At 64.2% G+C, this 14058-nt stretch carries 16 protein-coding genes; 3 read left to right on the top strand and 13 right to left on the bottom strand.

All coding sequences use genetic code 11. The features are described 5' to 3' along the window. Positions 1 to 33 precede the first annotated feature (33 nt). Together ACIPUD_RS30135 and ACIPUD_RS30130 are read left to right on the top strand one after the other, a co-directional pair. Positions 34 to 675, top strand: coding sequence for an HD domain-containing protein (locus ACIPUD_RS30135; protein WP_446482102.1), 642 nt, complete (start codon positions 34 to 36; stop codon positions 673 to 675). A gap of 66 nt (positions 676 to 741) precedes the next feature. Further along, on the top strand, positions 742 to 2202 hold the full coding sequence (locus ACIPUD_RS30130) for a catalase (RefSeq protein ID WP_446482101.1): 1461 nt from the start codon (positions 742 to 744) through the stop codon (positions 2200 to 2202). A 134-nt stretch (positions 2203 to 2336) separates the two neighbouring features. Here ACIPUD_RS30130 and ACIPUD_RS30125 read toward each other — a convergent pair whose 3' ends face one another. The 6 genes from ACIPUD_RS30125 to ACIPUD_RS30100 are packed head-to-tail and all read right to left on the bottom strand — an operon-like array spanning position 2337 to position 6885. Continuing rightward, complete coding sequence (locus ACIPUD_RS30125; protein WP_446482100.1) at positions 2337 to 2717, bottom strand: RidA family protein; 381 nt, start codon at positions 2715 to 2717, stop codon at positions 2337 to 2339. A 27-nt stretch (positions 2718 to 2744) separates the two neighbouring features. After that, entirely contained in the window at positions 2745 to 3545 is an 801-nt protein-coding gene (locus ACIPUD_RS30120; RefSeq protein WP_446482099.1) for an enoyl-CoA hydratase/isomerase family protein, read from the bottom strand. Positions 3546 to 3557: 12 nt separating this feature from the next. Continuing rightward, entirely contained in the window at positions 3558 to 4376 is an 819-nt protein-coding gene (locus tag ACIPUD_RS30115) for an ABC transporter permease (RefSeq protein ID WP_446482098.1), read from the bottom strand. Continuing rightward, positions 4373 to 5149 carry an ABC transporter permease gene (locus tag ACIPUD_RS30110; RefSeq protein WP_446482097.1) on the bottom strand — a complete coding sequence of 259 codons (777 nt, stop codon included), beginning with the start codon at positions 5147 to 5149 and terminating at the stop codon, positions 4373 to 4375. Before ACIPUD_RS30110 ends, ACIPUD_RS30115 begins: the two co-directional genes overlap by 4 nt. Further along, the gene (locus tag ACIPUD_RS30105; protein ID WP_446482096.1) at positions 5142 to 5921 is read right to left on the bottom strand and encodes an ABC transporter ATP-binding protein; all 780 of its coding nucleotides are present in this window, start codon (positions 5919 to 5921) and stop codon (positions 5142 to 5144) included. Before ACIPUD_RS30105 ends, ACIPUD_RS30110 begins: the two co-directional genes overlap by 8 nt. A 22-nt stretch (positions 5922 to 5943) precedes the next feature. Next, positions 5944 to 6885 (bottom strand): ABC transporter substrate-binding protein, encoded by a 942-nt coding sequence (locus ACIPUD_RS30100; RefSeq protein ID WP_446482095.1) that lies wholly within the window; start codon positions 6883 to 6885, stop codon positions 5944 to 5946. On the opposite strand from ACIPUD_RS30100, the gene ACIPUD_RS30095 reads away from it, so the two are divergent. After that, positions 6863 to 7642 carry a MarR family winged helix-turn-helix transcriptional regulator gene (locus ACIPUD_RS30095; RefSeq protein ID WP_446482094.1) on the top strand — a complete coding sequence of 260 codons (780 nt, stop codon included), beginning with the start codon at positions 6863 to 6865 and terminating at the stop codon, positions 7640 to 7642. The genes ACIPUD_RS30100 and ACIPUD_RS30095 overlap by 23 nt on opposite strands. Positions 7643 to 7689: 47 nt before the next feature. Here ACIPUD_RS30095 and ACIPUD_RS30090 read toward each other — a convergent pair whose 3' ends face one another. Genes ACIPUD_RS30090 through ACIPUD_RS30060 form a run of 7 tightly spaced genes read right to left on the bottom strand, consistent with a single transcriptional unit; the run spans position 7690 to position 14046 of the window. Next, entirely contained in the window at positions 7690 to 9879 is a 2190-nt protein-coding gene (locus ACIPUD_RS30090) for a molybdopterin cofactor-binding domain-containing protein (RefSeq protein ID WP_446482093.1), read from the bottom strand. Next, complete coding sequence (locus ACIPUD_RS30085; protein ID WP_446482092.1) at positions 9876 to 10340, bottom strand: (2Fe-2S)-binding protein; 465 nt, start codon at positions 10338 to 10340, stop codon at positions 9876 to 9878. Before ACIPUD_RS30085 ends, ACIPUD_RS30090 begins: the two co-directional genes overlap by 4 nt. Positions 10341 to 10377: 37 nt before the next feature. Then, entirely contained in the window at positions 10378 to 10770 is a 393-nt protein-coding gene (locus ACIPUD_RS30080; RefSeq protein WP_446482091.1) for a RidA family protein, read from the bottom strand. 28 nt (positions 10771 to 10798) lie between these two features. Beyond that, positions 10799 to 11512, bottom strand: a complete 714-nt coding sequence (locus ACIPUD_RS30075) for an ABC transporter ATP-binding protein (RefSeq protein ID WP_446482090.1) — start codon at positions 11510 to 11512, stop codon at positions 10799 to 10801. Then, a complete protein-coding gene (locus ACIPUD_RS30070) occupies positions 11509 to 12282 on the bottom strand; it encodes an ABC transporter ATP-binding protein (protein WP_446482089.1) in 774 nt (257 codons plus the stop codon). The genes ACIPUD_RS30075 and ACIPUD_RS30070 overlap by 4 nt, the downstream gene beginning before the upstream one ends. 1 nt (position 12283) lies before the next feature. After that, entirely contained in the window at positions 12284 to 13162 is an 879-nt protein-coding gene (locus ACIPUD_RS30065) for a branched-chain amino acid ABC transporter permease (protein WP_446482088.1), read from the bottom strand. A gap of 11 nt (positions 13163 to 13173) precedes the next feature. Further along, positions 13174 to 14046 carry a branched-chain amino acid ABC transporter permease gene (locus tag ACIPUD_RS30060; protein ID WP_446482087.1) on the bottom strand — a complete coding sequence of 291 codons (873 nt, stop codon included), beginning with the start codon at positions 14044 to 14046 and terminating at the stop codon, positions 13174 to 13176. Positions 14047 to 14058: the final 12 nt, after the last annotated feature.

Here is a 14058-nt window from a genome sequence, read left to right as displayed (position 1 = left end):
TTGCCGGCGACCCGAGATTTTCAGGAGACCATCATGCAAGAGACCGTCGAGGCCGCCGCCATTCCCGACAGCAAGCTGGCGCGCGCCATCACCGACTATATCCGCGATACCGAGACGGACCTGCTCTTCAACCATTCCAGCCGCGTCTATCATTTCGGCGCACTGGCCGGCGTCCACCGCGGGCTGAAGTTCGACCGCGAGTTACTCTACGCCGGGGCCATGTTTCACGACATCGGCCTGATGCCGGGCCATGGCAGCACGCACGAACGGTTCGAGGTCGACGGCGCGCACGCCGCGCGCGATTTCTTGCGCAGCCATGGCATCTCGGAAGCCGACGCCTACACGGTCTGGACCGCGATCGCGCTGCACACCACGCCCGGCGTGCCGCAGCATATGCATCCCGTCGTCGCCCTGGTGACCGCCGGCGTCGAGATGGATGTCCTCGGGCTCACGTACAACGACTATTCCGACGAGGAGCGCGAAGCCGTGGTGAAGGCGTTTCCGCGCACGCCGCACTTCAAGGAAGATATCATCCACGCGTTCTACGACGGCATCAAGCATCGGCCGGACACGACCTTCGGCAACGTCAAGGCCGACGTCATCGCCGAAAAGGAACCGCATTTCCATCGCGGCAATTTTTGCAGCGTCATCCGCGGCTCGCATTGGCACGGCTGAGCGGCCTTTCGACGCTGCAGCGCGGCCTAACCTCCTCTCTTCTCAACTCTCCGATCAGGACATCACATGAGTAACAAGCCATCCCATCTTACGCACGCGACCGGCGCGCCCGTCCGCGACAACCTCAACATCATGACCGCGGGCCGGCGCGGCCCCGCACTGCTGCAGGACGTCTGGCTGATTGAAAAGTTGGCGCATTTCGATCGCGAAGTGATCCCGGAGCGGCGCATGCACGCGAAGGGATCAGGCGCCTTCGGCACGTTGACGGTGACCCACGACATCACCGGCTATACCAAGGCGAAAATCTTTTCAGAGGTCGGCAAGCAGACGCCGATGTTCGCGCGCTTTTCGACGGTCGCCGGCGAGCGCGGCGCAGCCGACGCCGAACGCGACATCCGCGGCTTTGCGCTGAAGTTCTACACCGAGGAAGGCAATTGGGACATGGTGGGCAACAATACCCCCGTGTTCTTTTTCCGCGATCCGCTGCGCTTCCCCGACCTCAATCATGCGATCAAGCGCGACCCGCGCACCGGAATGCGAAGCGCCGACAACAATTGGGACTTCTGGACGCTGCTGCCCGAAGCGCTGCATCAGATCACCATCGTGATGAGCGAGCGCGGCATTCCCAGAAGCTTCCGTCACATGCACGGCTTCGGAAGCCATACCTACAGCTTCATCAATGCCGCAAATGAACGGACCTGGGTGAAGTTTCACTTCCGCACGCAGCAGGGCATCGAGAACCTAAGCGACGCCGAGGCGGAAGCACTGATCGGCAAGGACCGCGAAACTCACCAGCGCGACCTGTTCGAGAGCATCGAGGCCGGCGATTTCCCGCGCTGGACGCTGTTCGTGCAGGTGATGACCGACGAAGCGGCGAAGGCTTTTGCCTTCAATCCGTTCGACCTGACCAAGGTCTGGCCGAAGGCGGACTTTCCACTGATCGAGGTCGGCTATTTCGAGTTGAACCGCAATCCGGAAAACGTCTTCGCCGAGGTCGAGCAGGCCTCCTTCTCACCGGCTCATGTGGTGCCGGGGATCGGCTTCTCGCCGGACAAGATGCTGCAGGCGCGGCTATTCTCCTACGGCGACGCGGCGCGATACCGCCTCGGCGTCAACCATCATCTGATCCCGGTCAATGCGCCGAAATGTCCGTATCACAGCTACCACCGCGATGGCGCGATGCGGACCGACGGCAATCTGGGCGGGACGCCGACCTACTTTCCGAACAGCCACGGCGAGTGGACAGACCAGCCCGATCTCAACGAACCACCGCTCGAGATCGACGGGGCGGCGGCCCATTGGGATCACCGCGTCGACGACGACCATTACCAGCAACCGGGCGACCTGTTCCGCAAGATGAACCCGGCGCAGCGGCAGATCCTGTTCGACAACACGGCACGAGCCGTCGGCGGGGCGGCGGTCCATATCCAGGAACGCCATATCGTCAATTGCGCCAAGGCGGATCCTGACTACGGGGCCGGCGTCCGTGAGGCGCTGGCAAGGCTTGCTACAGTTCGCTCCAAGTAGAACGTCCCGCCCGGGGGTCCGGAGTTGCACCGCAGTTCATTCTATCGGAAGCACTCAGCCGATGATCGACTGATTCGCTTCGACGCAAAACAAGAAAACGGCCTCAGTGGATACGCTGAGGCCGCATCGATACCTTAGCGCGAAGGCACGAAAGCCACGGCCTCGATCTCCACCCGCGTCCCGATGCCAAGGAGTGACCCGGCTCCAACAGCAGTGCTGGCCGGGGGGTCCTTGCAGTCCTCGAACATTTGGACGCGAACCCGGTTGAAACCGTCGTAATCGGCCAAATCCGTTAGAAATGCCGTGGTCTTCACGATATCCGACAGCGAGGCGCCGTGTTTGCCTAGCACGCGCGCGATGCGCTCGAAGATGCGGCGGGTCTGGAGCTCGATGTTGTCGCGTGCGTCCTCGTCGACGCAAAGGCTTCCCGACAGGAACAGCAGTTCGCCATTCGACCCGAGCGGGACGCGGCGGGCCGGCGAAAATCGCGGTCTGTTTTCTTGTGACGTCGACATGAGACTGAACCTTTCCTCTGTGGTCGTTTACTTTTCGGCCGGTGTGGCAGCGGCGGTCGCAAAGGCCGGAGGCCGCCGTTCGGCGAAGGCGCGAAGCCCCTCCTCCGCATCGGCCGATTGAAGCAATTGCTTTTGCAACGCGCCTTCCAGAGCCAGCCCCTCTTTCAGCGAGCCGTCCAATCCGTACTGGACGGCGCGTTTCGCGGCCTTGACTGCGAGCGGCCCGTTCGCCGCGATGCGCTTGGCCATCGCGAAGGCGGTATCGAGCAGCGCGTCGGCCGCGACCACGCGGTTCACGAGGCCAATCCGCTCGGCGCGCGGCGCATCGATCGGCTCGCCGGTCAGGATCATCTCCAGGGCGCAGCCCATCGGAACGAGCCGCGGAAGCCGCTGGGTGCCACCGCCGCCCGGCAGCACACCCCACCGCACCTCAGCCAGGCCAAACCGCGAGTCTGGCGTACAGACGCGAATGTCGCACGCCATCGCCAGTTCAAGGCCGCCGGCGATGCAATGGCCTTGGATCGCAGCGATGACCGGCTTGGTGATCTCGCCGACTAGTGTCATGCCGCCAAAGCTGATGGCGCTTTCCGAGCCAGTCAGAGCGTGCTCGCGGCGCCAGGGCATATACGTCTTCAGATCGCCGCCGGAACAGAACGCACGACCGCCCGCACCGGTCAGGACAGCGACCAGCAAATCCGGGTCCGCCTTGTACTCTTTCCAGACCTCGGCGAGCGCGCGATCGTGCTCGACATCGAGCGCGTTCATGGCGTCGGGCCGGTTGATCGTGACGAGAGCGACCGCCCCCTTCCGTTCGAGGTCGATGGACATGATCTGTTTCCTTTAAGACCGGCCCTGAGGCATCAAGGCCCAGGATTCGAAAGCGGCAAGCGCCGCGTTGATGACGAAGCCGAACGAGCCGACGACGGCCAGCAGGCCGAAGACCTCGGCCGCGTTGAAATTGCGCTGCGCCATCAGGAGCAGCGCGCCGAGCCCCGGCATCAGCGTCAGCATCTCCGTAAGCAGCGATACGATGATCGCCAGCGGCGCGGCGACGCGCATGCCCGTTAGGATCGACGGCAACAGGGCGGGGAGGAAAATCTTGGTCACCCGCGCGATCGCGCCGAGCTGCAGGGATCGCGCGGCCTCGAGCAGCGTGGGATGCAGCGACCGCACGCCCGAGGTGGTGTTGAGCAGAACGGGCCAGAGCGCCGCGAACACGATCACGAACAGCTTCATCTTTTCATCGACGCCGATGATCAAGGCCGCCACCGGAACGATGGTTGGGGGCGGCAAGGTGCGCAAAAATTCCAGCGTCGGCCCGAGACAGCGCGCCAGCCCCGGAGATGCGCCGATCAACCCACCGATGCCGACGCCCAGCGCCGTGGCAAGCACAAGGGCCGCAGCGACCGACTGGAACGTCACCAGCACCGCGGGGAGAAGATCTCCCGCGCGCGTCCGGTCGATCAGGGCGGCCGCCCATGTCGACGGCGGCGGAAAATATGGCGAGCGTGGATCGCCCAGCACCTGCCAGAGCAGCAGCAAGGCGATCACCGGCAGCAGTCCTTGTAGCGCCGACCAGACGTTGCCGGCCGCATGGAAGGCCCAGTGGCGTCCCCTGCAGCCGCCGACGGTCTGTGTGGGCGCGTTCGTTGCGGTCATGATTGCTGAAGCTCCCGAATGCCGGGGAACAGCCGTGCGAATGTCACTCGCAGGCACGCGTTGAGGAGAACGCCGAGCGCACCGGTCGTGACGAGATAGCCGAACATCAGGCCGGGCTGGAGAGCTTCCTGCGCCGTCACCAGCCCCCAGCCGAGCCCGGCCGGATTGCCGACCATCTCCGCGATGACAGCGACGACGAGTGCGAGACCGAGAGCAACACGAGCGCCGACCATGGTCGATGGCAACACCGCGGGAAGGATCAGCTTGCCGAGCCGCTCTGTTCGCGACAGATGCAGCGTCGCGGCCGTATCGAGCAGCCTCGGGTGGATGGCCTTCGCCCCTGCGACGGTGTTGATGATGACCGGCCACACGCTGGCGAAGACGATCACGGTGGTTTCCGTGGTGACGGTGAAGCCGAACAGCAGGACCGCAACCGGAACGAACGCAACGGCGGGCAAGGGCCGGAGCAGCTCGAGCGACGTGCTGAAGAAGCGATGCATGATCGGCGAGAACGCGAGCGCGAGCCCGATGCCCGCACCAAGCACGCTCGCAATGGCCCATCCGGCCAGGGCGCAGGCGACCGTGTGCGCGGAATCGGCGATGATCTGGCCGGACCGGATCGCGCCGTAGAGTGCCTGCCATATCTCCGTCGGGGCCGGAAGAAATTCGAACCGGGTCGCGGCGGCCCTGACGCCGACCTCCCACGCGAGGAGAAGGACCAGGGCGGTCGCAAGCGCCGGCGCGTTGAGCGAGACGTTCAAGCGTCTAAGCATGGATCTCATGGCGAAACGCCTCGTAGAGTTGATGACGCAGCCGCAGATATTCGGGAAGCTCCTTGGTCGCGATCTGGTCGCGCGGCCGCGGCAGGTCGACGCTGATGCGCCGCGCGATGTGGGCCGGACTGCCCTTCAGGAGGATGATCGTATCGCTGAGATAGATCGCCTCATCGATATCGTGGGTGACGAACAGCACGGTCGCGCCGGTTTCGGCCTGGACGGCCAGAAGCTGGTCCTGGAGCGAAGCCTTGGTCATGGCGTCGAGTGCGCCGAACGGCTCGTCCATCAACAGGGCACTCGGCTCCATGGCAAGCGCCCGGGCGATCTGCACCCGCTGCTGCATGCCGCCCGACAGCCGCCACGGATATTCATCCCTGAATCCCTCAAGGCCAACCATGCGGATGGCATTCTGAACCTTGTTATCGAGCTCGAGGGCGCGCAAGCGCCCTTCCACGCCGAGCGCGACGTTTCTCCACACGGTTCGCCACATCAAGAGAGCGTGCCCGTAATCCTGGAACACCATGGCCATGCCGGGCGCCGGGGACCGAACCTCGCGCCCCTCGTAGACGGCGCGGCCGGAGCTATACGGCGTCAACCCGGCCAGCGTCCGCAGCAGCGTGGTCTTTCCGGTGCCGGAACCACCAAGGATCGAGACGAACTCGCCTCGTCCGACCTCGAGATCGAGATCCTCGATGATGCGCCGAACGCCCGGCGCACCGGGCAGATCGATGCAGAGGCGCTCGCACTGAAAAGCGGATTGGGTTGTCATGATCGCCGCCAATCGTCCCGGGTCACTTCAGAACGAGGTTGGATGGATTCAACTCGGCGGAGAGTTGCCCGGTCTCCCGCATCGCCTCGATCCACGCCGAAATGTGCTTTGCCGTCAAAGCGGTGCTGTACGTCGGCAGCACGATGCTCTCGATCACGTCCTTCGGCAGACGGGTCCATTTAGCGAGGATCTCGCGCGCTTCGACCTCGTAACCCGCGATATAGGCTCTCGCCTCCTCGAGGGCGGCGACATAGCGCGCGATGGCGTCGGGATTGGCGCGCGCCCAGGTACCGTTCGCCATCCAGCACGTCAACGTAATGGGGTCGCCGACCTGGAGCATCGGGTCGCCGAGGTCAACGTGGCCCGCCTTGTTAAGCGCGCTGACGAACGGCTCGACCTCCTCGACCGCGTCGACGCGTTGCGCCTTGAGCTGGTCCCCCATGTTGGTGAACATCATCTCGATGAAGCGAACGCTTTTCGGATCAACCCCGCCGCGCTTGAGCGCAAGCAGCGTCGCGATGTGGACGACGCCGTTGATCGACGGCGTGCCGATCGTCTTGCCGGCCAACTGGCCGATCGAGGTGACGCTGGATTGACTGCCTGCGATGAGGCGCATCTGCCGGTTGGCGGCAGTCTCGAGCGTGTTGCCGCACACGCCCACGACATCGAGGCCGCCGGCTGCAGCCTTCACGATGTCGATCGCGGTGGCACCCGAAATGTCGAGCTGGCGGCCCAGCGCACCGATCGTCGTGGAGAGGTTCTGGACCGTCATGATCTCGACGTCGAGACCCTTCTCCAGAAACAGAGCCTTGTCTTTCGCCACCCAGAGCGGAAGCCAGGCCGACGAGATCACCGAAGCGACGCGGATCTTGATGGGTGCCGCGGCGCCTTGCGCGATGACGCGCGTTGGGCGGATTGCGGCCGTGCCGAGCAGGCCGAGAATGGTGAAGCGCCTCGTCAGCATCACGCTTTCCTCCTTGTTGTGCAGCGCCCCTGTTGAGCGCATCGGCCAGTTGCTTTATGACTTGGGGGAAGAAGTATCACATAAAGATACTTCATATCAAGATACTTTATATAAAGGAATCTCGGACGTGAAGCGGGACGCAATCGACAAATTTGCCGGCGAATGGTCGCGGGAGTGGCCGAACCTCGACGTGTCGCACCTTGAGACGGTCGGCCGGATCTGGCGCATCAGCGAGCATCTGCGCCGCCGGTTCGAGCTGTGGCTCCAGCCCCACGGATTGAATTGGGAGACTTTCGACGTGATCGTGTCCCTGCGCCGGGGTGGCGCGCCCTATCGCATGCGGCCGACGGAGCTCAGCGAGGCCTGTCTTTTGACCTCCGGCGCCATGACCAACCGGCTCGACCGCGTCGAGCGCGCCGGACTGATCGTCCGGCTTCCGGCGCCAGACGACCGCCGCTCGGTTCTGGTCGAGCTCACGCCCAAGGGGTTCGCCTTGGCCGACGAGGTGATCCAGCCGCACTTCGCCGCAGCCCGGCAGCTGCTTGAATGTCTCGACGACCGGCAGCAGCACAAACTCGCCCATCTCCTGCGCGACGTCCTGACGACGCTCGAGCCAGTCGATGATGAAGCAGCCGACGACGATGGCACGACCAAGGGATTGACCAAGGCGTTGACCGCGACACCTGCGGGACCGGGAAAAGGCCGGACGGCGTCGAAGCCCGACACCAAGGGAAAGCGCGCGCGCCGCCCCACCTGACACGCACGCAGCGCGGCAGGAGATCGCTGGCGCTGGTCGCGCCCGCCTCATGCGGCTTCGATCGGCAGACGTCTGACGCGCCGCCCCCTTGCCGCGAAGATCGCATTCGTCAGGGCCGGCGCCACAATGGCGGTCGCCGCCTCGCCGAGCCCGCCGGGTTCGGCGGTGCTCGGCATGATGTAGGTCTCGATGCGTGGGGTTTCCCCGATGCGCATCGGCAAATAGCTGTCGAAATTGGATTGCTCGACGCGCCCGTTCTTGAACGTGATCGCTCCGCGCAGCGCCGCGGTCAGGCCGAATATCGCCCCGCTCTGCACCTGCGCGTCGATCATGAGCGGATTGACCGGCAGGCCGCAGTCCACCGCGCAGACGATGCGTTCGACCTTGACCGTGCCCTTGTCGTCGACGGCGACGTCAGCCACGAGCGACATATAGCTCCCGAACGCGAACTGGACGGCCACGCCGCGGCCTTTTCCGGCGGGCATCGGCTTGCCCCAACCGGCCTTCTCCGCCGCGAGATTCAGAACGGCGAGAGCGCGAGGATCGTGCCCGAGAAGAGTCCTGCGGTAGTCGACGGGATCCTTGCCTGCCGCGGCGGCGAGCTCATCCACAAAACTCTCGACGACGAAGACATTGTGCGCCGGTCCCACGCCGCGCCAGAATCCGGTCGTGACGCCGGGCGGCTCGGCCCGGACATAGTCGACCAGAATGTTGGACAGGGCATAAGGCGGCTCGGCGGCGCCCTCGACGGCATCGAAATCGAGACCGTCCTTGAACAGCGCGGGCACGGCGCGCGCGATGATCGAAGAGCCGCACACCCGATGATGCCAGGCAACCGGCTGTCCCGCGGCATCGAGGCCGGCCGAGATTCGGTCATAGTAATAGGGACGATAGATGTCGTGCTGGATATCCTCTTCGCGGCTCCAGATCACTTTGACGGGACCGTCGACCTGCTTGCCGATCTCGACGGCGAGCAGCGTTCCATCCGGCTCGAGCCGGCGGCCAAAGCCGCCGCCGATATACTGGTTGTGGATGACCACAGCGTCCTTGGAAATGCCGAGCAGAGCCGCGACCGCGGCTTGCGTGACGGTCGGGATCTGCGTTCCGACCCAGATCTCGCAAGAATCCTTGCGGACATGCACGGTGCAGTTCACGGGCTCCATGGCCGCATGTGCCAGGAACGGCAGCTCGTAGGTCGCCTCGATGCGCCGCGCGGCACCCGCGAACGCCGTTTCGAAATGTCCTTCTTGCCGCGCCACGGCGCCGGGACTTTCGGATGCCCGCTTGAGCTGCTCGACCAGCATCTTGCTGTCGACGGACGCATTGGGGCCGTCGTCCCACGCGATGGTGGCGGCCACCAGGCCCTTCTTCGCCGCCCCCATGTGGTCGGCAACGATGGCAACCGCCCGGTCGATCGTGACGACCTGGCGCACGCCCTTCGTCGCGAGCGCGGCAGCATTGTTCACGTCTTTGGGCCGACCGCCCGTGACGGGCGAAATCGCGAGCGCGGCAACCCTCATGCCGGGCAGGTTGACGTCCATGCCGAACCGGGTTCGACCGGAGACCTTGTCCGAAGCCTCGATCCGCTTCGCCGACTTTCCGATCAACTTGAACTGTTCGGACGACTTGAGCTTGATCTGATCCGGCGCCGGCGGCCTCTCGGAGGCCGCAGACCGCAGCAGATCACGATAGGGCAGCGACTTCGTACCCGAGGGATCGAAGACGACGCCGTTCTTCACGCTGCAGGCGGACGCGGCCACGTTCCACTGTTTCGCCGCTGCTGCGACCAGCATCAAGCGCGCCGCAGCACCTGCTAGCCTCAACGGCCGCCAGAAGCCGCGCATCGAGGCCGACGCACCGGTGGTTTGCTGGCGCAGAATCGGAATCGGATTGGCATAGAGGACATCGTTCGGCGCCGCATGTTCGACCATGACGGCATCAAGGCCGACCTCGAGCTCCTCCGCCAGCAGCTGCGACATGGCGGTATAGATCCCCTGCCCCATCTCGACGCTGGGGATGGTCAGGTGTATCCGACCATCCGGCTCGATGCGGACGAACGCGTTGAGAGCCAGGGCGCTCTCCTCGCCTGTGGCCTTCGATAAAGACGGCAGCGCGACCGTCAGGGCCATGCCACCCAGCGCAGTCGCTCCGACCTTGAGCAGGCTTCGGCGCGAGAGTTGCGCCGGATCGCGGCTCACGACAGACTCCGGGAGCGCCTCGATTTCGAGTTCCATCATGGCTGCTTCCTTTCCGCCGCCTGCTTGATGGCATCGCGAATACGATTGTAGGTGCCGCATCGGCAGACATTGCCGGACATGGCGTCGTTGATCTCTGCATCGGTCGGATGCGGCGTGCTGGCCAGCAGCGCCGCGGCGGACATGATCTGCCCCGACTGGCAGTAGCCGCACTGGACCACGTCGAGGTCGAGCCAGGCCTGCTGGACCTTGCGGCCAAGCGCGGTAAGGCTCACGGCTTCGATGGTCGTCACCGCGGAGTCGCCGATGCTGTCGACGGTGGTGATGCACGAGCGGGTCGCGACACCGTCGATGTGAACCGTGCATGCGCCGCACAGCGCCATCCCGCATCCGAACTTCGTGCCGGTCAGCTTGAGGACATCGCGAAGCACCCAAAGCAAGGGGGTGTCGCCGTCGACATCCACGGTGTGCGGTGTGCCGTTGATCTTGAGAGCGTATGTCATTCTTTCGCCGGTCGGTTTGTCGTGAAAGGGCTGCCGTTCAGGCCGGCGCGAGCGCGACGGCTTCGATCTCCAGCAGCAATCCGAAATGCAGGGACGCCACGCCGGCGACCAGCCTCGCCGGCCGGACGTCGCCGATCCAATCGGCGTAAATCTGGTTGAAGGCGGGCCAGAAATTCATGTCGGTCACGAAGATGCGCACCTGAAGCAGCCGGCTTCGGTCGGTCCCCGCGGCTTCCAGGCAGGCATCGAGGTTGGCGAGCACTTGTTCGGCCTGCCGCGCGAACGGCTGATCGCTCAGGGGCTTGCCGTTCACGTCGACCGGAAGCTGCCCGGACACGAACACGAGGCCCGCGGCAGTGCAGGTGTGGGAATAATGGCCGGCGGGCGGACGCATCCGGTCACTGTTTGCGAATACGATACTCTGCTGCATGGTACTGCCTTCGATGTCTGCACTCAGTTCAGTAGAACTGCATGAGGACTTTGTTGTCCGCCAACGCGTCGGGACAGGTCTCGTGGATGATCGCGCCCGAGCGCATCACCAGGACGCGGTCGGATATCTTGAACGCTTCCTTCACGTTCTGCTCCACCAGCAGGATCGACAGCCCAAGCTGCTGCTGGAGCTGCCGGATCGGCTGGAGCAGGTCCTGGAACAGCTTCGGCGCCAGTCCGATCGACGGCTCATCCATCAGCAGACAACGCGGACGGCTCAGCAGCGCGCGTGCGATGCTGACCATCTGCTGCTGTCCACCCGACAGCGTGCCCGCGCGGCGCGCGTAGAACGTCTTGATGCGCGGCAGGATCGACATCACCCACTCGATGCGCTCGGGCTGCTCCCGCTGCGGCACGTCGGTTGCCCACATCGCCAGGCGAAAGATCTCGTCGACCGTCAGACCCGGGAAAATGCCGCGGCCTTCGGGCACGAGACCGATCCCCAGGGCCGCCATCTTCTTCGGTTCCGGTTGATTGAGGCGCTGGCCGTCGACCGATATCTCGCCGCCCTGGCGGGAGACCACGCCGAACAGCGCGTTCAGCAAGGTCGACTTGCCGGCACCGTTGTGGCCGACGAGGCAAAGCACCTCGTTCTTACGGATCTCGAGGCTGAGATTGTCGAGCACGACGCGGCCGCCGTAGCCGACGCGGAGATTATCAACGCTGATGAGAGCATCGGTCATGAGTTGCGTTCGCCGAAATAGATGGATGACAACTCTGGATTTCCAAGGATTTCTTCGGGCTCGCCGTCGGCGAGGAGCCGCCCCTGATCGAGGAAGCTGATCCGGTCGGAGATGCTCACGACGATCTCGAGGTTGTGCTCGATGATGCAGATCGTGATGCCGCGACGAACCTCGCTGCGCAGCAGCGCCACGAAGCGTTCGTAGGACCTGGGATCGAGCCCCGACGCCGGCTCGTCGAGAAGCCACATCTTGGCCTTGGTGGCCATGATCCGCGCCATGCTCAGGAACTTGCGCTCCGCATAGGCCAGATCGTTCGCGCGCACGCCGGCCTTGTGCAGCAACCCAGTCGCATTGAGGATTTCGTGCACGCGCACGTGCCGCTCCGCGCTGCTTCCTGCCTCGGACTGCCAGAACCAGGCGCTCTTCTCCATCACCGTGAGGACGTTCTCGAACACCGTCGTGTGGGAGAAAAGGCGCAGATCCTGGAAGGTCCGGGCGACGCCGAGACGCGCGATCTTCCACGGCGCGGTACCGACGATCGATTGGCCCTGCCAGCGGATGTCGCCCGAGGTCGGCCGCAGATGTCCGGTGATCAGGTTGAACAGCGTGGTCTTGCCGGCGCCATTCGGGCCGACCAGCGTAGTGATGATCCCTTCGCGCAGATTCAGCGAGACATCCTCGACCGCTTTCACACCGTCAAAGCTCTTGGTGAGATTGGCGATCTCCAGAAGCGTCGCCGGGGGGACTGGCGATTTCGACACTTGCAGCACGTCACGCCTCCCCTTGCTTTGCGCCCATCAGGCCGTCCGGCTTGAAGATCATCAACAAGACCATCGCCAGGCCATAGATCATCTGCTGCACGGATCCGATCTCGGTCCGCGGCAGGAATGGCAAATAGGTCAACGCGGCCGGCAGCAGTGTGAGAAGAACCGCGCCGACGATCGGCCCCCACACCGTTCCAATGCCGCCGACGATCACCATGGCCATGAAGAGCGTCGAGGCATCGATGGTAAAACTCTCGACGTTGATGAAGCTGAGATAGTCGGCATACAGAACGCCCGCCACGGCGCAGATCGCGGTCGAGTAGAACACCGAGATTGTCTTGATCAGCGCGACGTTCTTCCCGAACGCCAGCGCGGCCGACTCGCTGTCCCTGATGGCCTTGAGGCTGCGGCCGAAACTCGAACGAACGATCGCTGTGGTGAGGACGACCACCAGGGCCAGTGTCACGCCGGCAAGGGCGAGGAACTGGACGGGATCGCCGAAGGAGTATCCCGCAATGCTCGCCGGCGGGATGCCGACAAGCCCGCCGATGCCGCCCGTGACCGACTTCCACTCCGAGAACACGGTTGCGGCGAGGACCTGGAAGCCGAGCGAAGCCGCCACGAAATAGTCGCCACGTACCCTCAGGGCTGGCAGGGCCAGCGCCGCGGAGATCACCCCGGCGATGAGCATCGCGGCCGGCAGCTGAAGCAGCAGCGAATCCGTCCATTGCAAGGCAATGAATGCCGCGACATACGCGCCGACACCGAAGAACACCGCATGGGCAAGCGAGAAGATGCCCGCATATCCCATGATGAAATTCAGGGTGATCGCCAGAATGGCGTTGATACAGACCAGCGTTGCAAGGTTTACGAGATAAGCGATCACGATGCAGACCCTCAGCTAGTCACGGCGCGGCCGAAGAAGCCCGACGGACGCAACACGATGAACGCGAACAGAATGAGGAAGGTGACCGCCTCGCTCCACTGCGGATCGAACCGCCACAACGCCAGATTTTCCGCAATGCCCAGCAGCAGCCCCGCGCAGGCGGCGCCGCGCAGGCTCCCGACACCGCCGACGATGGTCGCGGCGACGCTGATCAGCATGACGCGGCCGCCGATCGCCGCATTGAGCCCTGACGTCATGCTGGTGAGCACAGCGGCGGGGACGACGAGCAGGGACCCGAGCGCGAACGCGCATGTCGAGACGGCCTTCGGGTTCAGGCCAAAGGTCCGCACCAGCGCGGGGCTCTCGGAAAGCGCGCGGAGCGCGATCCCGATATTGGTCCTGCCAAGAAACAGCTGGAGCGCAACGAAGCACGCCACCGCGATGACCACGGCAATCCCCGCCGTGGGAGCCACATAGAGTCCGGACAGGAGCTCGACGCTCTTGCTCAGGGCCGAAGGCACGGAAATGAAGCCGCGCCCGAAGACGGTCCCGATCAGGTTCTGAATGACGACCGCGACACCGAAGGAGCCGACGAAGATCGTAAAGAACGATCCGTCGGAACTCTGGATCGGGCCGTAGACATAACGATCCAGAGCAACTCCGAACACCACGACCACGATGCAGGCGGCGAGGATCGCGATCGGCCACCAGATCAGGAGAACCGCATAGAGGTAGTAAAACACGTACGCGCTGATCGCGAAGCTCGCACCGTGAGCGAAATGGAAGATCTTCGTGGCGCCGAAGATCAGCGAGAAGCCGACCGCGGTCAGGCCGTAGAGCGCCCCGACTTGGATCCCGTTGATGATGAGCTGGAGTAACAGCATGGGTCCTCGCAC

The sequence above is a fragment of the Bradyrhizobium sp. CAR08 genome, from assembly GCF_052871955.1.
The sequence above is the reverse complement of the archived record's forward strand: the minus strand, read 5'-3'. Positions and strand labels throughout refer to the sequence as shown.